Here is a 22,686-nt window from a genome sequence, read left to right on the forward strand (position 1 = left end):
GATGTTTAACGTTGGTGACAAGATTGTATATCCAGTTTATGGGGCTTGTTTTATTGAAGCAGTTGAAGAAAAGGAGATTTTAGGGGAAAGAAAACTCTGCTACATTTTGAACATCCCTCGGGAGAAATTGCAAGTTATGATTCCAATGGACAAAGCTGTCAAAATAGGTATGCGCCAAATAGTTAACCCTGAGATATTAGAAAATATACTCAGTGATTTTAACCTTGGAAATACTGACCCTATTATCTTTGAAAATCAACGATGGTGCAAAGATATTAATAAAAAGAAATTTAAAAGTGGTGACATTTATAAAGGTGCGGAAATTATCCGTGATTTAACACGTAAGGGGCAAATAAATAAACTTGGTGCCGATGACGTAAACATGTTGAATAGTGCACGTCATGTTTTTGTCAGCGAAATAATGGAGGTTAAGGGCCTTAAAGAAGAACAAGCAGTTAATTTATTGGATGAAGTGTTGAAATCTTAGAGCTAATCTTTTCCACTGGGATGGGAACAAGCCCTTGTGAGAGGCTGCTCTTAAAAAATATTTATTAAAATATTTGACTTATTTCTAAATTAAAGTTATAATTAGCAAGCTCGTTAGTATTTGTGGATTTACGTAAACCTTCCTCTATTGCCTAAAGCTATAGGAAGCAATAAATACTTCCCATTTAGCGGGTAATAAATTTTGGAGGTTTTTTTAATGTTTGAAGAAAAAGTTTTAACGTGTAAGGATTGCGGTCGTGAGTTTACCTTCTCCGCTTCAGAACAAGAATTCTACGCAGAAAAGGGATTCACCAATGAACCTGGCCGATGCCCAGAATGCCGTTCCGCTAGAAAGGCACAAGGCAGAAACAACAATGGATACTCTCGTCCACAAAGAGAAATGTTCCCAGCAATTTGTGCTAATTGCGGGAAAGAGACGACTGTACCTTTCCAACCGACGAATGATAAACCTGTATATTGCCGTGACTGTTATCAACCACGTACACGAAACAATTGGTAATTTCCTAATTGACCAAAGCCTTTCTGGGGGGTAACTTCTAGGAAGGCTTTTTCGTTTCAAGGCATTTTTACTCATGGCTATAGGTTTTATTAAACAGCGATCATTCATTCTTGAATAGTTAAGTAAATTTTGAAGTTCGTTGTTAGGACTAGTCTGGCAAAGTAATTTAACTTGTCAATGAAGCCTCTATGGCTGATGAACTTATATGAAAGGAAGTGTGCTTTTGATTAAGAAACAAATTATTATTGTTGAGGAAATTCTCGATTCAGTTGGGCTTGAATCTTTAAAAGCCTGTGAGCCAAAAAATGTCCTCAAAAAAATCTCCTAAAAAGGGGCGAAATGAAAAATGATGCTAATTTCATACTGCCAAACTTTAAGTGAGTAAAAACGAGTTCCTGATTAAACGTTAAGGAACTCGTTTTTCATTTATATTATCGATATTCGTTTTGTGCTGGCACCAAGCCTCCGGTGCAAGGAACTAGGGCTGCCTCTGTCAAGTCAAACTCTCCAAACAATTTTACCGTTCTTAACTACCACGTCAACCGGGTTATTCCCAAAATGGTAGGGCAAATAATTAAGATTAGGAACGTTTAGCACGAGAATATCTCCTTGCTTTCCAATCTCCAGACTGCCCACCTGATGGGCTCTGCCTACGGCATAGGCGGCATTAATTGTTGCCGCTGTAATAGCTTCTTCTGGGGTTAGACGAAGATAAAGGCAAGCTAGGGTCAAGACAAAAGGGATGGATTCCGTTGGCGACGAACCGGGATTAGAATCTGTAGCCACAGCCACAGGCACCCCTTTTTCGATCATAGTCCGTGCCCGGGCATAAGAATTCTTGGCAAGATTAAATGATGTTGCAGGAAGAAGGACCGCAATAACCCCTTGTTCGGCAAGGGCAGAAATTCCTTGATCCGAAGCCTGCAGCAAGTGGTCGGCGCTTGTGACACCCATTTTCGCTCCTAATTCGGCTCCTCCGGCAGATTCCAATTCATCAGCATGAATTTTAAGCTTCAGGTTTAGTTCCCTGGCTTTTTTCAAAATCCTTTCACTGGATTGAACACTGAACACTCCCGGTTCGCAGAAAACGTCGCAAAACTCCGCCAATCCCTTGAAGGCAACTTGCGGAAGCATGCCTTCCACAACATAGTCCGTAAACTCTTCTTCAGTATATCCCGATGGCACAGCATGGGCCCCCATAAAGGTGGGCACAAGGTCCAAATCCTGCTCATGATCTAATTCCTTGATCAAGCGCAGCATCCGGAGTTCTTCCTCAAGGGTAAGTCCATATCCGCTCTTAACTTCTGCTGTTGTCGTTCCCATGCTCAGCATCGTCTTAAGGCGGTTTCTCGTTTGACTTTTTACTTCAGCATCAGAGGCCAGTCTCGTACTCCGAACCGTAGAATGAATTCCTCCGCCCTGCCGAAGAATTTCCAGGTAAGGCACCCCTTTTAATTTTAGAGACAACTCATTCTCACGCGAACCTGCATAAATCACGTGGGTATGAGGGTCAACAAACCCAGGAGTAACCACCTTTCCCTGAGCATTAATTTGAACAGTATAAGGTCCAACCCAGCCATCGGCTAAAACTTCCTCTGTTGAACCTACTGCAACGATCTTACCGTCCCGCACAGCGACAGCACCATTTTCAATCAAACCAATCTCCGACATTCCCTCTTTACACGCTGGGGAGTCAGAGTGCCCCTTCATCGTCACCATTATATCAGCAGAATGGATCACAAGATCCGCACTCGGCATGATACCATCTCTTCTTAGAATCTGATCCACGTTCCCTTTTCACTCCTAAAACCCAAATACCCGCTTCTCTAAAATCTGCTCGCTTGAAAAGTCGTGCAGTTTCAAGTAATAAGTAGCCGCATCGAGCATAGCATCTAACGGAACAAGCCCGACGATTTCGCTTCCGATCACCGGAACCCCGAAATGAGCTGCTTCCGTTTTAATAAATTCCATGGCTCGATACAACGGAGTTCCTTGGGTATCGACCATATTCATCGAGATTTGGATCATTCCTTGCTCAGAAAGATCTATCCCTAATGCCTTAACGTTGACAAACCCCCCTGAACTGCCCCGAATCCCCTTCGCAATCGCTTTGCCGATTTCCAGATTTGTTGTCCCTAAATTGACGTTAAAAGCAACTAACGGAGGTCGTGCACCGACAGCAATGGCGCCGGCCTTGCCTAACACACTCGGTCCAAAGTCCGGAGTACGCTCCGGTGTTTTAACACTTTCCTTCAGACCTTCATACTGCCCTCTGCGCACATCAGCTAAATTGCGCCGTTCCGGCCGGGTCGCCGCTTTCTCATAGAGATAAACCGGAATCGACAACTCCCGCCCAACGCGTTCTCCCAATCGCTTCGCCAACTCCACACATTCATCCATCGTCATTCCCCGGACAGGAACAAAGGGCACAACATCCGTTGCTCCCATCCTTGGATGTTCACCTTGATGCTGATCCAGATCAATCTTTTCCGCCGCTTTAACAATCAGCCTCCAAGCAGCCTCCAGAACCTTTTCCGGTTCACCGATCATACTAATGACAGTTCGATTATGATCTGCATTGCTTGAATAATCCAACAAGGTCACACCCGCAACCTGTCTCACCTCATCAAGAATCTCCTCAACAACTTCCAACCGACGTCCTTCACTGATATTTGGAATACATTCTACGATTTTAACCACCATTAATCCCCCTAAAAATCTTCTGCTTCTTTCTCTAAACTTACTTCATTAAGTATTAAACCAATATTAACCCCTGTCAATGTCTTCACTACTCCAAGAACTGGCTTCACCGATCCTGTTACTAACTCCTCTTAACCTACTTCTTATTATTTCAATCCCTTCAGAACCTTCTCCTGGCACTCAGCAAACAGCGCATTCCCTTCATCGCGAAGCCTTTGACATTCCGCCAGCAAGTCCTCTTTCTTAGCCTGAGACTTTAACCCTAAAGCATTAATCTGGACATTATATAAAGCCCCTTCTAATCCGGACTTAAACATCAAAGATGCTACACCCATATCACTTAAAGCATTAGGATTGCCTTTATCCAACAAACCAGGAAGCACACGCAGCCCCGCCAAACACTCCCGCGCCGTATGCATAGGAATATCCGCAGCCTTCATAGTTGCCCCTTCCAAAGCCTCACGCCGCAAAACCTTTTCCTCATCACTAGTTTTAGGGAGGCCCAAAGCCCCCATCACAGCCTTAAACCCTTCAGTATCCTCATCCACAAGGGCCAGCAGAATCTCCTGCTTCTTCTCGGCCATATCCAATAACGACTGCATCTCATCCTGAACAGCAGAAAACTTTTCTCTCCCTAACGTCAATCGACAAACCATAGCCGCCAAAGCAAATCCCTGCACCCCAGCATAGGCGGCAACACTCCCACCCCCCGGCGCCGGTGAAGAAGAAGCCACCTCCAGCCCAAACTCACGTAAACTCATATCCTTCAAATCCAACTTCGGATTCCTCCTACGCAAACTTTACTTAAAACTTCCTTCATCAGGCAGAGCGGAACACAGGATGTGTCCGCCGGCCATGCGACAGCGTCGCATCGGCCGAACCTGCCCTCCCCAAATTACGGCCCTTTACTTATATGTCTGCTGAAACAAAGACATAATGAAGCATCATGCACACGACCCCAAATTCACTCTTCACGTCCCCTGCCCCAGAAGGTCACGAGAACACTCGCGAAACCTTTACGACGAGACGTAAAAACTCAGCCTAAACCATTCTTGCATCAGGCAGGGCGGATCACAGAATGTGTCCGCCGGCCATGCGACAGTGTCGCATCGGCCGAACCTGCCCTCCCCAAATTACGTCCCTTCCTTATATGTCGGCTGAAGCAAAGACATAATGAAGCATCATGCACACGACCCCAAATTCACTCTTCACATCCCTTGCCCCAGAGGGTCACGAGAACACGCGTGAAACCTTTACGACGAGACGTGTCAAACTCGGCTTTAAACTTTTCATGCATCAGGCGGGGCGGAACACAGGACGTGTTCCGCCGGCCACTGCGACAGGGACGTCGCATTGGCCGGGAACCCCGCCCCACCCAAAATCAAAGTTTAAAGCCCTAGTTTGACCGGCCCGGCGTATGGTCGAGCAAGTGTCTCGTGACCCTCTCTATGAGCTCCTCCCTCGCCACAAACGGTATCGTAATATGCCCCTTACCGGCGTACCTATCATTAAACTCAATACTCGTCTCAATAGAATGCTGGTTGCGGGCCCAGGAACGGCGGGCAACCCCTCCGATCACATCCCAGAGAAGAGCCGACTTAATAACATTATCTACACGTTCACTCCCGTCAAGCACTAAGCCAAAGCCGCCGTTGATCGCCTTACCGATTCCTACGCCCCCGCCGTTGTGCAGGGACACCAGGCTCATTCCCCGGGCGGCATCGCCGGCGAAGCTCTGAACGGCCATATCTGCCATGACATTACTGCCATCTTTAATGTTGGCAGTTTCTCTAAAGGGTGAATCCGTTCCGCTTACATCATGGTGATCCCGGCCGAGCATAACCGGCCCGATCTCTCCCTGGCGGACTAATTCATTAAACTTAAGGGCAATTTTAATTCGCCCTTCGGCATCTTGATAGAGAATCCTGGCCTGCGTTCCAACCACCAGCTTATTCTTTTCAGCATCCCTAATCCAAATATAGTTGTCTCTGTCTTGTCCCCGGCGGTTCGGATCAATACAAGCCATAGCAGCTTCATCGGTTTTGTGCAAATCCTCTTTCCTTCCGCTCAGGCAAACCCAGCGGAAAGGCCCGTATCCGTAGTCAAAAAGTTCAGGTCCCATAATATCTTCCACATAGGAAGGGAAAATAAACCCGTCTTTTTCATCGATCCCGTTTTTGGAAATCTCCTGCACCCCGGCATCATAAACCGCTTTCATAAAGGAATTTCCATAGTCAAAGAAATAAGTTCCGCGCTTAACTAACTCCGAGATCAAATCATGGTGGCGTCTCAGACTTTGATCTACTCGCTTCTTAAATTCCTCACGGTTTGAAGCAAGCATCTCTGTCCGTTCGGAGAAGGTAATCCCCTGCGGACAGTAACCGCCCTCATAAACCACGTGGCAGGAGGTCTGATCAGAAAGCAGATCCACCTTAATGTTCTTTTGAACGGCATACTCCAGAAGGTCTACCACGTTCCCCTGATAGGCAATCGACATAGGCTCTTTCTTCTGTATATACTCCTCAGCAATCCGAAAAACCTCATCTAAATCGGCGGAAACTTTAGTCACCCAGCCTTGTTCATGCCGGGTCTGAATGCGGGACCCGTCGACTTCAGCGATAATCCCTACACCTTGAGCAATTTCTATGGATTTAGCTTGAGCGCCGCTCATGCCGCCCAAACCTGAGGAAATAAATAAAAAGCCTTTCAGATCTCCGTCATGGGGAACACCTAATTTCATCCGCCCGGCATTAAGCAGTGTATTAAAGGTTCCATGGACAATCCCTTGCGGCCCAATATACATCCAGCCGCCTGCCGTCATCTGTCCGTAATTGGCTACACCCATTTGTTCAGCGATTTCCCAGTCTTTTTGATTGTCAAACATGCCAACCATCAAGGCATTGGTAATAATGACACGGGGCGCCTCAGGACGTGAGGGAAACAATCCTACCGGATGACCGGATTCTAAAACTAACGTCTGTTGATCTGTCAAAACCTCCAGATACTTTTTGATAAGGCAATATTGCAGCCAGTTCTGACAGACACTTCCGGTTTCACCGTATGTAACTAATTCATAAGGATATAAAGCCACATCAAAGTCAAGATTATTGTCAATCATCACTTGGAAAGCCTTTCCTTCAAGGCAGTTTCCTTTATATTCGGAAATAGGTTTGCCGTATAAACGGCCTTCCGGCCGGTAGCGATAAGCATAAATTCTCCCCCGGGTACGCAGTTCCTCTAAAAACTCGGGAGCTAACGTTTCGTGGAGTTCTTCCGGTACATAGCGCAATGCATTTTTCAGAGCTGTCTTCGTCTGTTCAGGGGTAAGGCAATACCCACGGTCCGGCGCCCGGCGAATGCCTTTCACAAATTGTTTCGGCTCCGGCAAGGCAGCATCTAATTTAATGGTCATGGCTTGCGAGATGTCTTGATTAGTGATCATCATTATTACCCTCCTTCTTTTTAGGCCGCTCGAAATTACCGCTGCTGACAGCGGTTTTCCACGAGTCCGTTCCGAGCGAATGGCTTTTTCTAGCTCCATAGGGTCCATCAACTAATAGCTATCCCCATTTGCTATGAGCAACATCCGGCAACAGGTCTCATGTCTGGCACTTCATAGTGTTTGCCAAACTTTCCCCTCTTACTATACCAGTTAATACATCGATATCAAGATCTTTTGTAATGACATTTTAAACTTTGCAACACTTCATCTCCGACGTTCTAACCCAGCCTTATTTCAAAAGAAACCCCTACGGAAAAGAAGCATTTTTAGTTTAAAATAGTAACCATAATTTCTGCCCAAGGTTTATAATTGGAATGACAAGGGACTATTTTTCGCTTTTTAGACATTTTTCCCCTTACTTCGCAAGGAAATTATGGGATTATTAAAAAGTAGAGCAGATTGGGCCACATTTTAGCAAAGTTTTTGTAATTGATGATAAGTATCGCACTTATTATGCTGGATGAAAGTAGTTAAGCGAAGGTATCTTTTGATAGTATAAATAGCCGCAGCAGAAAGAAGAGAACAAAAAACGAATGATCATAAAGAACAAAGCGATATTCTTATCCCTAACCATGTTGTTCATAATGGCCGGTTTCATCATTCCCCATAAAGCACAAGGAGCGCAGCTCCCTATTAACACCGCCACAGGCATCAAAAAGTTAAAAACCGCTGACATTAATGCCGTTATTTTGGGAGATTCTATTGCCGTCAGCCAAGACGCTTCGGATCCCCTCACGACAGGATGGGATTCTGATCTTAATACCTTGATCAGCCGAAAATATTCACACAGGATACTTTGGAATAACAAGGCTAAATCAGGAACCCTCGTCGATTACTGTTTGCAGCGGGCTGAAGAAATCGACAGTAAAACAGACGCAGTATTTATTTGTGTAGGCAGAAACGACAGAAACTTTTACACCCCCGGTCAGTTCTGCTTAAAGTATTCCGATCTAATTTGGATGGTCCACCGAAAAGCTCCGAAAGCCGATATATTTTGTATCGTTGAGCCCCCTATGGTATCTTCAGACGATTCCTCATTCACAGCCATCCGATCACAAATCATCGTCAATGCATTTAATGATCAGGCCAACTCCATAGATGTCTGGAGTGACTTTCCAATAAAGCAAAGGGATTTGGCTGACGTTCTGTCCGACGGACTTCACCCCAACGATGCAGGGTACAAGATAATGTCCTACTCCATAGGCAAAAAATTGTTTTCGATAATAGATTCGGGAAAGTGAAACTCGTTCAGCTAAAGCTGAACATCAGGGCTTCGGTGGCGAAAGTGCCCTGTGGACACTTTCGCCGAAAGCATCCAGCCAATAATAAATACCAGCGAACTGTAGGATGAACTCTACCCCCGCCGAAGCAGGGAACGAGGACTGCTCCTACATATAGACCGAGAGTTCATGATTGGTTAAAAAACAAAAAAGGTTTTAGGAGAGCAAATCCCCTGAAACCTTTTTTCTTTCTGTCTGAAATTTGACTTCCTGTTGTATAATTTCCTCTAACGCAGGTGCCCATTAACATCCTTGCTCATCGAGAACCTAATCAGGCAATACAATCATGGCCTTTTCTTTGGATGGTCTGTAAAGCAAGAAATTCCGCCCGATCACTTGAACCAGTTCAGACCTGGTTTGTTCCGCCAGATCGGCGGCCACACTTTTAGGCTCTTCCAGGCAATTTTGCAGAACCCGGCCTTTGATCAGTTCGCGAGCTTCCAGAGCATCATTCGTCTGGGTGACAACGGCTTCGGCAATCCCGCCCTTGCCGACTTGCAGAATGGGGTCCATTTCATTGCCCATGGCCCTTAAATAACATTTTTGCTTACCTGTTAACACTAAGTATCCTCCCTTTAACATTACTATGGATATTTTATCTTACTCATATCTTAAGGCAGTGATAGGTTCCAGTTTTGCCGCTTTCATGGCCGGATAATATCCGAAGAAGAGCCCCACTGCCAGGGAAAAGGTCACAGCAAACAGAATCGACCATCCGGATAATAAAGGCGGCCAGTTCAAAAGATTCGCTGCTGTAAACGCACTCCCCACTCCCAAAAGAATCCCCACGATACCTCCTGCTAAGGCTAAAACGGTAGCTTCCAAAAGAAACTGCAGCAGAATATCGCGTTCTTTGGCCCCTACGGCTTTGCGCAGCCCGATTTCATGGGTGCGTTCCGTCACTGACACCAGCATGATGTTCATAATTCCGATTCCTCCAACCAGCAGAGAGATCCCGGCCACTAAGCCAATAATACTCGTTAAAATTTGGGTGATTTTATTGGCTGACTGTACTAACTGCTGAACATTATAAGCATCATACTGGTCTGTGGTTCCATGACGCAGGTTGAGAATTCTTTTGGCGCTAGAGATGGTACTGTCCAAGTCCGCTTCCTGATAAGTGGCTCCCTCTAACTGGTCCACCCGAGTCGATTGGAACATATCCGACCAAGTTCCCCAAGGGACATAGGCATAAGAATTCTGAGGCCCCACTTGGAACTGGGAAAAGGCAGAGGTATCCTTTGCTAAAACTCCGATCACCCGGCAGGGGATATTTTGAACCATCACCTGCTGTCCTAAGGGATTTCCGGCCCCAAACAAATTATTGGCCAAATCTTGGTCAATCACCACCACCCTGCGTTCCGCTCCGTACTCCTCCTCAGAAAAAAAACGCCCCAAGGCAACGTCACGGCTGCGCAAACCGGCAAATTCCGGGGTTGTCCCCACAATCATCGCCGAAGAGTTCTTTTGATTCACTTCCAAAGCAGCGTAATCCACACTTGCCGGCAGCAGTGTCTTTACTTGGGGCAAGGACCTCTTTAAACTTTCGCAGTCCTGTAAGGTCAGGATAGCCTCTTCAGATTGTCCCGTTTGCCCCACGGATTTCGTATATAAGACAAAGAGATTGACACCGCTTTTCTGCATTTCCTGCATTATGGCGGCCTTTCCGCCTAAACCGATGGTTACCACGGCAATCACGGCTGCAATGCCAATGACAATTCCCAGCATGGTCAGCCCTGTTCTCAGCTTGTTCGTTCTCAGACTAAACAAGGCTCCCCGCAAAGCTTCAAACAGACTCATCCGCTTCCACTCCCTTGATCAGGAGTGACCGCCAGACCTTCGGAGAGTTCATTGGTAGGATTAAGAACAATGAGATCCCCGGGCTTAAGACCGGAGGTGATTTCTTGATCCGTATCATTGCCGATCCCCACTTTGACCTCTGTCTTATGCAGGTGCCCGTCTTGAATACGGTAGACATAGTTTTTGCTTCCCTCTTGAAACAGAGCTTCCAGAGGAACGGCCAAAACTCCTTTTTTCGTCGCCACAATCGCTTGAATCGTTACGGAATAGCCGGGCTTCAATTCGGCAGGCACTTTGTCTAAACGGATGGTCACCGCCACCGTAGGGGAAGCACTCCCTTGGGCCGCCGTTGGCTGGGCAACTGCTTCCGGTGCAATTTTTTCGATAACCCCTGTCAAAGAGGCACTGCCCAATGTCTTACTGGTTACCTTGACCTTTCCCCCTACCTTAACTTTGGTGGCATCCATTTCATTGAGCTGCACCAGGACATTCAAGTGAGCCAGATCGGCAACCACCACTAAAGGCTGTTGGACAGGGGCCGGCTCTCCGGCCTGGACATTCACCTCGAGAACTGTCCCGTCAGCCGCCGCCTTCGACGTGAACTGGTCTCTCTGCACCTGAGCTACATTCAAGGCCTCCTGGGCCTGTTTTAAACCGGCTTGACTCTGAGCCAACGTTCCTTCCGCCTGGTGAACAGCCTGAGTACTTTCCAGGCTGCTGCTTAGTGCAGTATTGGCTGCCGCCAAACTATGAGTCGCCGGGTTTGTCACCGCCCCATTGCTGCCGGCGCCGTTATTAGGGATGAGATTTCCGCCGCCGGTGCCGCTGATATTAACAGTGCCTGAACCCGCTTGGACTCCGCCTGCAGTCACCGCAGAGGCTTTGGCAGCACTCTGAGCTTGCTTTATATCCTCTAAACCGCGCTGGGCGGCGTTGACCGAGGCCTGAGCTGCCTCAACATTCGCCTGAGCTTGAGCAACTTGGGCATCCGCTAAGGTTGAGTTAAAAGCTACCAGAGCCTGGCCGGCTTTGACGGAGTCTCCGGCCTGAACAGCGACCTTGGAAACAATTCCGGAGTTTAAAGCATACACATCCTGGCGGGAATTAGGAACCACGCTTCCTGTGGCATAGATATCTTCCTGCATCGAGATCCGAGACACCATGCCGGAGCTGACTTTAAGAGGACTCTGAGAATTCCTCCAGAACCACCAGCCGAGACCTGCGGCAAGTACCAGCCCAATCCCTATTCCCCACCCAAGACGTTTCTTCACAGTGTTACCTCCAGAGGTCTAAATTGATTTTTACTCCCATTCAAAGGTCATGCCTGCGATCTCTACGCTGTCTCCTTCTTTAATACCCGCCTCACGCAGAGCATCATCAATCCCCATAGCCTTTAAGATATTTTGAAAGCGGTAAATACTTTCTTCCCGGTCAAACAAAGTCATGCGCACATGTTTCTCCACTTCTTTGCCCATAATCACGAATTGGTTATTTTCCTTAATAATCTCAAATCGTTGTTCCGGCTCTGCTTTGGTTACCACATGTTCCGCCGTGTAATTAGTGATTTCCGGAACGGGAATATCCGGCAGAAGCTGGGCAATTCGATAGGTCAAAGGCTGCAGCCCTTCCCCCGTTGCCGCAGAAATCGGAAAGACCTCCAGCTCTTCCCCCAGCTCCTCTTTTAAACGCCGGAGATGTTCCTCAGCACCCGGAATATCTATTTTATTAGCGGCCACCAGCACAGGCCTCTGGGCGAGGTCAGGACTATAGAGGCGAAGTTCCTCTTGAATAATGCGAAAATCCTCTAAGGGATCCCGTTCTTCTGAACCGGAGATATCTAAAACGTGGAGAATCAAACGCGTTCTCTCAGTATGACGCAAAAATTCATGACCCAAACCTGCCCCTGCATGGGCACCCTCAATCAGGCCGGGAATATCCGCCATGACAAAACTCTGCCCGTCTTCAAGTTCAACTACCCCGAGGTTCGGTACGAGGGTCGTAAAATGGTAATCCGCGATTTTCGGCTTTGCGGCCGAAACTTTGGAGATCAGCGTCGATTTTCCCACATTCGGGAACCCTACTAAACCGACATCCGCCAGCAGTTTCAGTTCTAATCTCAGCCAGCGTTCCTCGCCTGGTTCTCCGTTTTCCGCTAAGGTCGGGGCTTTATTGGTATTGCTCATAAATCGGGCATTTCCCCGTCCCCCTCTTCCGCCGGCAGCAACCACCACTCGTTGACCATGCTCCGTAATATCGGCAATCACGTCGCCGGTCTCATCCTCTAAGACCACCGTGCCCACCGGGATACGCAGTTCAACATCAGTACCTCTTTTTCCGGTCATATTTTTAGCTTGTCCATGCTCGCCCCGTTCCCCTTTATAATGGCGTTTATAGCGGAAGTCTACTAAGGTGCTCATCCCTTCATCTCCAACGAAGACAATATTGCCCCCGCGGCCTCCGTCCCCGCCGCTTGGCCCCCCCTCGGGAACGTATTTTTCCCGGCGAAAGGCGACGGCGCCTGCTCCGCCATCGCCCCCCTTGACATAAATCTTTGCCCGATCATAAAACAACGACATACCCATTCTCCTTGTATCCCAAAATAACTCGTTTACAACGTAAGTTTACTCACTTCTTAGGAATCTATCTGTTCAAAGCTGATCATCTTTTCGATAAGGACTTTTTCTTCATCCTCCAAAATAAATTGACAAGAAAATCCTTTCCGCTCTTCAAACAGATATACTTCTGCATTCATATCCGGTAATCCGTTAAACTGTTCCGCAGCTTCCAAACATTCTCTAGTGTACCCGAATAAGCTCTCTCCATATTCTTTTTGCCAATGATCCTGCCAAAAATCTTCCAATCTCATATCATCCGGGTAATTCACCGAGGTTCTAATATTGAGCAGCCTGAGCCGTATAGCCCAGCCAAGAAGAATCGCCGCAAGCACAGGCGCCGGGATCAGCCCGATCTTTTGCTCTTCTTGAGGCTTTATTAAATCACGAATATATTCAAGGGCCTTCTCCGGTTGTTGAAGTTGAATATTCCCCATCACAACTTGCCAATGATTAAAAAAATCATGTCTTTGAAGGCGATACCACTGTAAGACCTCTTCTAATAAATTATGTTCAAGCTCTGACATTGTCATCGTTTCCTCTCATTATGGGTAACTAATCACTCATTCCTCTAAAATACAACACCGGATTGCATCATGTATAAAACCGGCTCACGTCCAAAACGTTAAAAAGAACTATCAAGAAGCATAAAGAAAGCTCGGCTTAGGCCGAGCTTGGAAGATCAGAAGCCGTTACAATTATGCTTCGGCAAGAATTGCCGAATGTTCCTGAAGACATAAATTAAAAGCATTTACGAAAAACCCCTGGGGAAAACCCAGGGGCGTAAAGGAAACAGCTTATTGCGCAACAACCGCCGGTGCTTTGCGTTCCGCATAAACGCTCACTTGTTTATGCATCCTGTCTTTATGCTCAAATTTAACATAACCGTCAATCAGAGCAAATAAGGTATCATCTTTGCCAATACCGCAATTTTTTGCGGGATGGAACTTAGTTCCTCTTTGCCGTACAATAATTGTTCCGGCTTTGACGAATTGCCCGTCGCCGCGCTTTAATCCAAGGCGCTGTGCATTACTGTCACGACCGTTTCTGGAACTACCTACCCCTTTTTTATGGGCAAAGAGCTGCAGATTCATGTTTAACATGGAGTCCACCTCCTTTGATCTATTAATATATACGCCGGTCCGTAGACCGCTTCTATTTGTTCGATGCCAAGCTTTAAGGTTTGCAGAATCCACTGAGCTTGTTCCAATTCCTGATCGGAAATTCCTGCAAGCTGACAAGAAAGAAAACCTTCCTCTTCCCTTACTTGAGGAGCCCTGGAAAGAAAATGTTCTAAGCCATTAGCAGCTGCAATACTCAGGGCGGAAACGCCTGCACAGACAATATCTTGCCCTGCTTCCGCATATCCGGCATGACCGGAGATTTCAAAACCGTGAATCCGTCCCAGTTCATCTACCCAGACCAGAAAACGAATTCCGTCTTGTCGCTTAGGCTTGGAGTGCTTCGACGAGAACCTTTGTGTAAGGTTGACGATGTCCTTGTTTACGACGATAGTTTTTCTTCGCCTTGTATTTGAAAACAATAACCTTCGCCCCTTTGCCGTGCTCCACAACTTTAAGCACTGCGCTAGCACCCGCAACAACGGGAGTACCTACTTTGACAACTCCCTCTTTTTCTAAGAGAAGAACTTTGTCAATGGTAACGGTGTCTCCAACATTAGCTTCCAATTTTTCAACGAAAATTTCGTCGCCTTCTTGGACCTTAAACTGTTTACCACCGGTTTCAATCACTGCGTACATTATTACACCTCCCATACCCTAGACTCGCCATTGCAGGCCGGCTTAAAAAAACCCGTTGTTGCCTGATTTGAGCGGTTGCGGTGAGAAGTCACCACATTTAGTAATTTTAGCATTTGAACACTTCATTTGTCAAATAAAGTTTAAGCAAAGAATTTAATCTCGATCCACTAGCGACCCCAAAAAAATCTCAGAAAAATCCCCATTATTTGCTAATTGCACCGAAAGGAGAATTAATAGTTATGTGGAATACACTTTCTATCCATTTATTGTTAGGAGTGAGAAACTATGCCATGGAAACAGCTTAATGGGTCCCCTTTCCGTCTTCCATCACGCCAAGATCTATTTATTATAGGAGGGGCTGTGCTAATTTGCCTGCTGATTATCGCCTTTTACCTCTGGCGTTCCGCTTAACGTTTCCGGCTTCCCATAGAATCCATCTGCGAAGCTTTCCCCTTTTCACATCCCGAGTTCCAAAGAGAGCGCCGTGATCCCCTGCCTGCTTTTTCCACCTGTTAAGTTAAGAAAGGACTCAGTTGAGTGAGCCTCAGCTGAGTCCTTTAAGTCTATCGCGTTAAAACTAAGTTCCTTCCTCATTGTTGGAACGCAGCTTTATTGGAAGCAATTTATTCGGAGGGTTCATGTTCTTTGCACAATAAGTCGTGGAGGACCTCCAGCCCAACGATAATTTTCTCAATTTCTTCATCACTGGCACCTTTGATTGAATCCGAAATGTAATTATTGATAAGCTCTTTAATGACGTTATTTCGTTCGAATTCCGGTGAAAGAGATAAACGCACAATTCTGCGGTTATTTTCGGGAATCTCGCGAATAACAACACCCTGTCCTACCAACCGGTTTACGATTCCGGAAACTGTGCTTTTGGACAACCCTATACATTCGCTCAGCTCATTTAACGTGGAATAGGGATGCTTGCTGAGGCCGAGAATCAGACCCATTTGCGGTCCAGTGAAGCCATATTGCTGAGACTTTTCGAAAATTTGGTCCCGGTAGATTTTTTGAACCGCCTTAAACAGAAATATGATTCGTTCGGAAGCATTACTCCATAAAGGCAAATCCAGATTCTGGCTCATGATCTACCTTCTCTCCTGCTTGACTGGGATCCTTCTTATCGTGCCCAGTCGCTTTTTTAGGACTCATCAAGAGAACTAAGAAAATCGCGACAAAGATTATCGGAACAGTAAGGGCGACCGCGTGATTCATCGCATCCAGATAAGCCTGACCATAAATCACCTTTCCTAAGGTTGCATAGGCATTTTGCATAGCATCCAATTGAGGCAATCCGTAACTCATATAGACACCTTTAATCATGGCGATGACAGAGGAGGCCGTCCGATTAAAAGGAGTTATCTGTTCAGACAGGCGGGCATAGTTAACATTGGACGAACCGGAAATTACTGTTGTCATAAAGGTGATGGCTATAGCTTGCGTAATACTTCGGATCGTCGTGGAAAGGGCTGTGGCTCTACCATAGAGAGGCCTGGGTACAGCGTTCATAGCAGCCGTATTAACAGGCATCATGGCAAGACCAAGGCCAAATCCCCGGACCATGGCAATGAATGTAATATAGGACACAGCTGTATTCATATTAAACAATGACATTTGATAGGAGGCAAAGGCAACGATCAGAAGTCCGGGAAGGGTTACCACTTTTGCCCCAAATTTGTCGAATATAGCGCCGCTGACGGGCATCATCAAGCCTGAGGCAATGGCTGAGGGAAATAGGATCAACCCTGTTTGCATGGCCGTATAGCCTCTTAAGTTTTGCAGGAACAACGGGAGCACATAAACTCCGCCCATCAGAGCCAGCATAGTAATGGCCGTGATAAATTGACTAAGCGTAAAATCATAGATTTTAAGGACTCGCAATTCCAGCATGGGATTAGGATGAGTTAATTCGTTAACTACAAATATCAAAAGGCCAAAAATACCCAGAGCAATCAGGAGCGGAAATTTAATATTTCCCCAGTCTATGTTATCTGCCTCACCCAGAACATACAGCAGACTTACAATACCCACCACCACGGACACCAAGCCAATATAGTCAAAATTTCCTTTATAAGGTATCAAAGGCGTATCTTTAAGTAAAATACTCGCAAAGATAACTCCAAAGATTCCAATGGGAACGTTGACATAGAAGATAAAGCGCCAATCCATGTATTGAATGATATATCCACCTAAGGTTGGACCAATGGCCGGTGCAGCCATAGAGGCAATCCCCCAGAAGCCTAAAGCCTTTCCACGCTCTTGAACTGGGAAAATCATCATAATATAGGACATTCCGACAGGCATAATAGCTCCGCCGCCTATGGCCTGAATGACCCGGAAAACAACCATCACATTATTGCTCCAGGAAAAACCACATAGGAAGGAACCTATCGTAAATATACCCAAAGCGGCAATGAAGAGTCTTTTAATGCCAAAGGTATCGCTTAAAAAACCTGTAATAGGAACAACGGCGCCCATAGCCAGAGTATAACCCGTAAGCACCCACTTAATAGAATCTAAATCCGTGTTAAAAACATTCATCATTTTGGGAATCGCAATATTGACAATACTGCTGTCCAACATAACCATGAAGGTGCCGATGACAACGACAAACAGAGCTAACCACTTATACGATGCGTCACCTGCTCCTTCTGGTTCCTGATGGTGATGTTCAGTCATACTTATCTCACCTCATCACTTTATGTGAATATGAACCACAGCATTTGTCCCTGGCAGAATTGAAGCATCGTTTTTATCGAGATATATTTTTACCGGAATTTTTTGCACAACCTTGGTGAAGGTTCCGCTGGTTGAGGTCGGTAGCAACGAAAACGTTGAGTTTGCGGCTTCACCAACATATTTAACGGTACCCGTAAATTGCTTGTTCCCAAATTGGTCAATGGTCAAATCTACTTTTTGGCCTGCTTTAACATAGCCAAGTTTGGTTTCTTCAACGTTCGCCGAAACATAAAGTTTCGTGGGATCAATGAGGTAGGCAATCGTTTGGCCGGGAGAAACAATCTCTCCCACAGTTGCTTGTTTCTTAATGACAATTCCGTTGATGGGAGCTCTGAGCACGGTTTCATCGATGTTAGTATCCGAAGGATTATCGATTCCCTGGCGGCCAACAATTTGCCCCTTAACCACCGTATCTCCCTCTTCCACATTTAACTCCACCAGTTTGCCGGACATCTGAGGACTTACAGCAACAAGATCGCCCGTCACAGTAGCATCATCTGTAGAAACGTAGTATTCACTTTGATACCAGTAGTAACCTCCGATCCCGGCAAACACCACGACCATAACTGCAAGAATTAGTAAAATCATTTTTTTGCGTTTTTCATTCATATTCTCGCCTCTCCTTACTTTTTAAGGCCTATTTCTGCCAGCATGCCTGGTTTTAAGGCAGGATCAGGATCAGTAATCTGGACTTTCACTAAGACACTCGTATTTTGAGAGTCAACGACTGAATTGACCATCGATACAGTACCTGAGAAATCCTTATTGGGGATTTCGGAAACTTTAACTGCAACGACCTGACCAACCTTTACACTCCCAGCGAGATCAGCCGGCAGAGAGGCATTGACAAATAAAGAGCTGTTGTTGGTGATGGTAAGTAAGGTTTCTCCAGGGGATGCCAATTCACCAACATTGATACTTTTTGCACTAATGGTTCCTGAAATAGGGGCAACAATAGTGCCGTTAGCAAGCATCGCTTTAGCATAATCTAAGGCCGCCTGAGCCTGTTGAACTTGGGCCTTCAGGGCATCTATCTGATCTTGAGTTGACCCTTTTTTTAATAAATCCAATTGTTGTTGATCCGAATTATACACTGACTGAGCCGTAGAAAGTACTGTCTGAGCAGCATCCAACTGTGCTTGGGGAAGAGCCCCTCCTTGAAAGAGCTGTTGATCCCGGTCAAAATTCGTCTTGGCATTATTATAAGCTGTTTGCGCAGCATCCAGGGCAGCCTGGGCTTGGGCAATCTGTTCCGGTCGAGCCCCGGCTTGAGCATTGGCCAAATTTGCCTGAGTCATAGAAACTTGAGCTTGAGCTTGATTCACTTGGGCTTGAATATCGTTCGTATCTAAGGTAAGTAAAGTATCTCCTTGTTTAACAACAGAACCCACATCTACTGAGATACCTGCAACTTTAGCCCCAATCTTAGACGTGATGTTCGCCTTGTCGTTGGCATTTATAATTCCTGCCATCACATAAACCGGCTTGTTTGTTTGAACACCGGCACTTGCTTTTTCAGCCGGTTGACTCGTCGTACCGCAGCCCGTCAGGACAACAGCCAAAGCCAGCATGATTAAAACAACTCTTTTCATTCCAATCCCCCTTATGTTAGCACTCCAACCGTTCGTATGCATATTGTTTGGTAGCATGACTAATTCTCTTCCAATCTGCCGTTCTTGTCAAGACCTAAAATACGACGTTTCGGCCCGAATTCCTACAAGTTACAGAGGCAGTACTGATTTTAGCATTCTTCCTATCACAGATAAAAAAGGCTCCCAGGCACTTCCTGAAGGACATGTCCATATAATATTAGGATTAAATCTTGAAGGAGGGCTCGGAGTTTGAATAAGAAGAATCCGGTTGTCTATCATGGTCAAAAATTGAGAGATGCCCGCCTTAAAGCGGCTATTGGAACTCAAAAGGAACTATCAGAAAAAACAGGAATTCCGGCCAATATTATCAGCGATTTAGAACGGGGCAAACGACGCATGAGCCCCTCTTGGGCTCAGAAAATAGCCGAAGTTTTAGGCGGAGACTGGACGGATTATGCAAATTAGCAGGAGGGTAATTTCATTCCCGGTCATTTCCCAATTGTGACAGGAATTCATTGCCTCCATATACTGAAATTAGGACAACCACTCCTCCCTCTTTCCTAAGCAGTCGCAGCACCGGCTGTTTTCGCATCGAGAATCGGAGTGAGGTCCATTTGAAGTCCAATTAATAAAGTCTATTTAAATAAGAAAGGAAGTGATACGATGCCTGTTGTCGCGAGCGCCAAAGACACCGTGATGGTGGTAACCTACCAGATCGGTCTGACTGCGCAAGGTTCACCGAAACTCAGTCAGCACAGCTTCCCAAATGTCAAATCTACCAGCTCAGACCAAGACGTCTACGATGTCGCGGCAGCCCTTTATGGGCTTCAAGACTACCCCCTAATCAGTGTACGGAGAGACAATCGAGTCGATCTGACTCAGTAGCAGCCGTTATTAAACCAGTCGAAACATGGAAATCAAAAATCCTCACTAGGAGGATTCAATAAGAAAGGAGGAGTACCGTGGCCAGCACCACAAAAAAAGTCCTGCGCATGACCTTTAACAATGCCGCAGGTAACGCCGTCACAATAACCCTGCCCCAGCCAAAAGCAGCCTTAACCGCTGCAGATATCGAAGCCGTCATGGATCAAATTATTGCCAAGAATATATTCCTCACCCCCGGAGGAGAGCTCATCTCCAAGCGAGATGTGAGAATTATTGACACCACTACAAATGACCTTTATGACTAAAACAGAAAGGTATGAATGAACCGGCTATAGGGAGCAAGCTCAAGGGTAATTTAAGCGTGAAGGCACCGATCTGTTCGATGCCTTCACTTTTCGCAGGAAGTCTGACAACATTGCTTCTTATTGCATTCTACTCTATCCGAACCACAATGTTGACAGACCAGACCCCTTTCTTCATAAGTTGCCATCATTTCCGTACCGCAGGCCGAACACTTGAGATAACAGACGTTTTTCGTATAATGCCCGCCCCCAATAGTTATGGCCTTATTTTCCAAAAGCGCTCTGACAACCTTCTTCCGCGCCTCATCAATAATATTTTGAAAGGTCTGCCTGGAGATCTGCATCCGTACAGCGCATTCTTCTTGAGATAACTCTTCCATATCTTTTAAACGCATCGCTTCTAATTCTTCTATCTTAAGCTGAACCTCTTGAACCCCATCCAGGCAGGGACACTTTCCCTTGGAACAGGGGGCAAACATTTTGTTCTCAGGTATATACTCTACTCTTCTCCATTTAACCGGTCTGGGCATAGGCCTCTCCTTTCGGTCTAATCTTCTCTCATTTATCTCACCTGAGAATATCACGATTATTGTCAAATGCCAATAATCGTGATATTATTTTCTTAAATTCTATTACCCCGTAGGGGTGGGGTATCAAGTTATATGCTGAAGGAGACGTTGTAATGGGCAAGAAGGTAGTGATAGTCGGCGGAGTAGCTGGAGGAGCCAGCGCCGCGGCACGCTTGCGTCGTTTAGACGAAAACATGGAAATCATCATCTTTGAACGTGGAGAACATATTTCTTACGCCAACTGCGGGTTACCCTATTATGTCAGCGGAGTTATCGCCCAAAGAGATGCCCTTCTGGTGCAAACACCGGAAGGAATGAAAAAACGTTTTAACATTGATGTCCGAACCTTTAGCGAAGTCACCCGTATTCTTCCCGCCGAAAAAACAGTGGAAGTCCAAGAAGCTCACGGCAAGACCTACCGGGAAACCTATGATTATTTGATCCTTTCTCCCGGAGCAGCACCGCTTCGCCCGCCGATTCCCGGAATTGACGACATCGAAGCACTGGTAGTACGCAACGTTACAGATATTGACCGCATTAAACAATATATCGATGAAAAACAGCCTCGAACTGCTGCTGTCGTCGGCGGCGGTTTTATCGGCCTGGAAATGGCTGAAAATCTCCAGCACAAAGGCGTCTCCACCACCTTGATTGAAATGAGCAATCAAGTGATGGCCCCGCTGGATTATGAAATGGCCGCCATTCTTCATGAACACATCTTTAACAAAAACGTGAACCTTATCTTAGAAGACGGCGTAAAGTCCTTCGCTCAAGAAGGAGATAAGACTTTTATTACCCTTCAAAGCGGCAATAAGGTTGAGACGGAATTAACCATCCTGGCCATTGGCGTCAAACCGGAAATTAAACTGGCCAAGGAAGCCGGGTTAGCCATCGGAGAGCTGGGCGGAATTAAAGTCAATGAACACCTGCAAACTTCTGACCCTAACATCTACGCCGTGGGCGACGCCATCGAAGTGAAACATTTTGTCACCGGCCAACCCGCCCTGATCCCTCTCGCCGGTCCCGCCAATAAACAAGGCCGCATCGTTGCCGATGTGATTGCCGGCCGGGACAGCAAATATGAAGGAACCCAAGGAACTTCCATCGCTAAAGTCTTTGATTTAGCGGCAGCTTCTACCGGAGCCAATGAAAAAATGCTTAAAAAATACGGAATTCCCTACGAAGTCATCTTCACTCACTCCGGCTCCAATGCCGCTTATTATCCCGGAGCCACCCGCTTATCCACAAAACTGCTCTTTGACAAGAGCAACGGCCGAGTCCTGGGCGCTCAAATTGTTGGCGGCAACGGCGTGGATAAACGCATCGACGATATCGCCGGCGTCATCCGCCGCCAAGGCACCGTCTATGACCTGCAGGAACTCGAATTGGCCTATGCCCCGCCTTTCTCCTCCGCTAAAGACCCGGTCAATATGGCCGGCTATGTGGCTGAAAACGTCATCAACGGCGACCTCAAGACTATTCAATGGTATGAAGTCAAAGATTTAGACCCCAAAGAGGTCTGTATCGTCGATGTCCGAACTATCGAAGAACGCAGAGGAAAATTCATCCCCGGATCAATCCATATCCCCATCGACGAACTCCGTGACCGCCTCTCCGAACTTCCTAAAGATAAAGATATCGTGGTCTACTGCGAAATCGGCTTGCGCGGCTACGTTGCCTCTCGGATGTTAACCCAGCACGGCTTCACCCGGGTGAAAGATTTAACCGGCGGTTGGGTGACGTATTTCCCACCGGTGTTTGGGTAAGCATTGGATTATTCTTTGAAGTATCTGATAGGATATAAATACAGATAGAGAATTAGAAAAGAATCCCTGGAGCAGCCAATAATAATTGGACTCTTCTGGGATTCCTTTTTTCTGTAATACAAGTATTGCTAGAAACATTATGTACTTACTAACGAGGCAATCTTCGT

At 46.3% G+C, this 22,686-nt stretch carries 26 protein-coding genes and 1 other annotated feature; of the genes, 8 read left to right on the top strand and 18 right to left on the bottom strand.

Features of this window, described 5'->3' with window-relative positions:
- Position 1: 1 nt before the first annotated feature.
- From DESACI_RS20125 to DESACI_RS25590, 3 genes are all read left to right on the top strand, one after another.
- A complete protein-coding gene (locus DESACI_RS20125; RefSeq protein WP_041276678.1) occupies positions 2-487 on the top strand; it encodes a CarD family transcriptional regulator in 486 nt (161 codons plus the stop codon).
- A gap of 216 nt (positions 488-703) precedes the next feature.
- A complete protein-coding gene (locus DESACI_RS20130; RefSeq protein WP_014829067.1) occupies positions 704-1,006 on the top strand; it encodes a zinc-ribbon domain containing protein in 303 nt (100 codons plus the stop codon).
- A 205-nt stretch (positions 1,007-1,211) separates the two neighbouring features.
- The gene (locus DESACI_RS25590; protein ID WP_282434142.1) at positions 1,212-1,334 is read left to right on the top strand and encodes a hypothetical protein; all 123 of its coding nucleotides are present in this window, start codon (positions 1,212-1,214) and stop codon (positions 1,332-1,334) included.
- Between the two features lie 170 nt (positions 1,335-1,504).
- Here the strand turns inward: DESACI_RS25590 and hutI are convergent, their stop codons facing one another.
- From hutI to hutU, 5 genes are all read right to left on the bottom strand, one after another.
- Complete coding sequence (hutI, locus tag DESACI_RS20135; RefSeq protein ID WP_041276679.1) at positions 1,505-2,764, bottom strand: imidazolonepropionase; 1,260 nt, start codon at positions 2,762-2,764, stop codon at positions 1,505-1,507.
- A gap of 45 nt (positions 2,765-2,809) precedes the next feature.
- Entirely contained in the window at positions 2,810-3,706 is an 897-nt protein-coding gene (gene ftcD / locus DESACI_RS20140; RefSeq protein ID WP_014829069.1) for a glutamate formimidoyltransferase, read from the bottom strand.
- Between the two features lie 146 nt (positions 3,707-3,852).
- Complete coding sequence (locus tag DESACI_RS20145) at positions 3,853-4,482, bottom strand: cyclodeaminase/cyclohydrolase family protein (RefSeq protein ID WP_014829071.1); 630 nt, start codon at positions 4,480-4,482, stop codon at positions 3,853-3,855.
- Between the two features lie 425 nt (positions 4,483-4,907).
- On the bottom strand, positions 4,908-5,060 hold the full coding sequence (locus DESACI_RS24645) for a hypothetical protein (protein ID WP_158310203.1): 153 nt from the start codon (positions 5,058-5,060) through the stop codon (positions 4,908-4,910).
- A gap of 42 nt (positions 5,061-5,102) precedes the next feature.
- Positions 5,103-7,148 carry a urocanate hydratase gene (hutU, locus tag DESACI_RS20150; RefSeq protein ID WP_049804143.1) on the bottom strand — a complete coding sequence of 682 codons (2,046 nt, stop codon included), beginning with the start codon at positions 7,146-7,148 and terminating at the stop codon, positions 5,103-5,105.
- A 593-nt stretch (positions 7,149-7,741) separates the two neighbouring features.
- Between hutU and DESACI_RS20155 the strand changes: the two genes are divergently transcribed.
- A complete protein-coding gene (locus DESACI_RS20155) occupies positions 7,742-8,449 on the top strand; it encodes an SGNH/GDSL hydrolase family protein (protein WP_014829074.1) in 708 nt (235 codons plus the stop codon).
- A gap of 306 nt (positions 8,450-8,755) precedes the next feature.
- Here DESACI_RS20155 and yhbY read toward each other — a convergent pair whose 3' ends face one another.
- From yhbY to DESACI_RS20215, 12 genes are all read right to left on the bottom strand, one after another.
- Positions 8,756-9,049: a ribosome assembly RNA-binding protein YhbY gene (gene yhbY, locus DESACI_RS20160; protein WP_014829075.1), complete on the bottom strand. Its 294-nt coding sequence runs from the start codon at positions 9,047-9,049 to the stop codon at positions 8,756-8,758.
- Positions 9,050-9,088: 39 nt separating this feature from the next.
- Complete coding sequence (locus DESACI_RS20165; protein WP_014829076.1) at positions 9,089-10,288, bottom strand: ABC transporter permease; 1,200 nt, start codon at positions 10,286-10,288, stop codon at positions 9,089-9,091.
- Positions 10,285-11,559, bottom strand: a complete 1,275-nt coding sequence (locus DESACI_RS20170) for an efflux RND transporter periplasmic adaptor subunit (protein WP_014829077.1) — start codon at positions 11,557-11,559, stop codon at positions 10,285-10,287. Before DESACI_RS20170 ends, DESACI_RS20165 begins: the two co-directional genes overlap by 4 nt.
- A gap of 30 nt (positions 11,560-11,589) precedes the next feature.
- Positions 11,590-12,858, bottom strand: coding sequence for a GTPase ObgE (gene obgE, locus DESACI_RS20175; RefSeq protein ID WP_041276681.1), 1,269 nt, complete (start codon positions 12,856-12,858; stop codon positions 11,590-11,592).
- Positions 12,859-12,920: 62 nt separating this feature from the next.
- Positions 12,921-13,433, bottom strand: coding sequence for a Spo0B domain-containing protein (locus DESACI_RS20180; protein WP_014829079.1), 513 nt, complete (start codon positions 13,431-13,433; stop codon positions 12,921-12,923).
- Positions 13,434-13,697: 264 nt separating this feature from the next.
- Positions 13,698-14,003, bottom strand: coding sequence for a 50S ribosomal protein L27 (gene rpmA / locus DESACI_RS20185; RefSeq protein WP_014829080.1), 306 nt, complete (start codon positions 14,001-14,003; stop codon positions 13,698-13,700).
- Positions 13,997-14,443, bottom strand: a complete 447-nt coding sequence (locus DESACI_RS23870) for a ribosomal-processing cysteine protease Prp (RefSeq protein WP_345788480.1) — start codon at positions 14,441-14,443, stop codon at positions 13,997-13,999. Before DESACI_RS23870 ends, rpmA begins: the two co-directional genes overlap by 7 nt.
- Positions 14,349-14,660 carry a 50S ribosomal protein L21 gene (gene rplU, locus DESACI_RS20195; RefSeq protein WP_014829082.1) on the bottom strand — a complete coding sequence of 104 codons (312 nt, stop codon included), beginning with the start codon at positions 14,658-14,660 and terminating at the stop codon, positions 14,349-14,351. The genes DESACI_RS23870 and rplU overlap by 95 nt, the downstream gene beginning before the upstream one ends.
- A 10-nt stretch (positions 14,661-14,670) precedes the next feature.
- Positions 14,671-14,747: a sequence feature (ribosomal protein L21 leader region), on the bottom strand.
- Positions 14,748-15,283: 536 nt separating this feature from the next.
- Complete coding sequence (locus tag DESACI_RS20200; protein WP_014829083.1) at positions 15,284-15,751, bottom strand: MarR family winged helix-turn-helix transcriptional regulator; 468 nt, start codon at positions 15,749-15,751, stop codon at positions 15,284-15,286.
- On the bottom strand, positions 15,717-17,345 hold the full coding sequence (locus tag DESACI_RS20205; protein WP_014829084.1) for a DHA2 family efflux MFS transporter permease subunit: 1,629 nt from the start codon (positions 17,343-17,345) through the stop codon (positions 15,717-15,719). Before DESACI_RS20205 ends, DESACI_RS20200 begins: the two co-directional genes overlap by 35 nt.
- Before the next feature lie 15 nt (positions 17,346-17,360).
- On the bottom strand, positions 17,361-18,014 hold the full coding sequence (locus DESACI_RS20210; RefSeq protein WP_014829085.1) for an HlyD family secretion protein: 654 nt from the start codon (positions 18,012-18,014) through the stop codon (positions 17,361-17,363).
- Positions 18,015-18,028: 14 nt separating this feature from the next.
- The gene (locus DESACI_RS20215) at positions 18,029-18,997 is read right to left on the bottom strand and encodes an efflux RND transporter periplasmic adaptor subunit (RefSeq protein ID WP_014829086.1); all 969 of its coding nucleotides are present in this window, start codon (positions 18,995-18,997) and stop codon (positions 18,029-18,031) included.
- Positions 18,998-19,246: 249 nt separating this feature from the next.
- Between DESACI_RS20215 and DESACI_RS20220 the strand changes: the two genes are divergently transcribed.
- From DESACI_RS20220 to DESACI_RS20230, 3 genes are all read left to right on the top strand, one after another.
- A complete protein-coding gene (locus DESACI_RS20220; protein ID WP_014829087.1) occupies positions 19,247-19,462 on the top strand; it encodes a helix-turn-helix domain-containing protein in 216 nt (71 codons plus the stop codon).
- A 198-nt stretch (positions 19,463-19,660) separates the two neighbouring features.
- The gene (locus DESACI_RS20225) at positions 19,661-19,882 is read left to right on the top strand and encodes a DUF1659 domain-containing protein (RefSeq protein WP_014829088.1); all 222 of its coding nucleotides are present in this window, start codon (positions 19,661-19,663) and stop codon (positions 19,880-19,882) included.
- A 77-nt stretch (positions 19,883-19,959) separates the two neighbouring features.
- Complete coding sequence (locus DESACI_RS20230) at positions 19,960-20,187, top strand: DUF2922 domain-containing protein (RefSeq protein WP_014829089.1); 228 nt, start codon at positions 19,960-19,962, stop codon at positions 20,185-20,187.
- Positions 20,188-20,270: 83 nt separating this feature from the next.
- Here the strand turns inward: DESACI_RS20230 and DESACI_RS20235 are convergent, their stop codons facing one another.
- Positions 20,271-20,714 (bottom strand): DUF134 domain-containing protein, encoded by a 444-nt coding sequence (locus tag DESACI_RS20235; protein WP_014829090.1) that lies wholly within the window; start codon positions 20,712-20,714, stop codon positions 20,271-20,273.
- Between the two features lie 152 nt (positions 20,715-20,866).
- Between DESACI_RS20235 and DESACI_RS20240 the strand changes: the two genes are divergently transcribed.
- Positions 20,867-22,519: an FAD-dependent oxidoreductase gene (locus tag DESACI_RS20240; protein WP_014829091.1), complete on the top strand. Its 1,653-nt coding sequence runs from the start codon at positions 20,867-20,869 to the stop codon at positions 22,517-22,519.
- The last annotated feature ends 167 nt before the right edge of the window (positions 22,520-22,686 follow it).

The organism is Desulfosporosinus acidiphilus SJ4, from assembly GCF_000255115.2.
In the GTDB taxonomy this organism is placed as follows: Bacteria; Bacillota; Desulfitobacteriia; order Desulfitobacteriales; family Desulfitobacteriaceae; genus Desulfosporosinus; species Desulfosporosinus acidiphilus.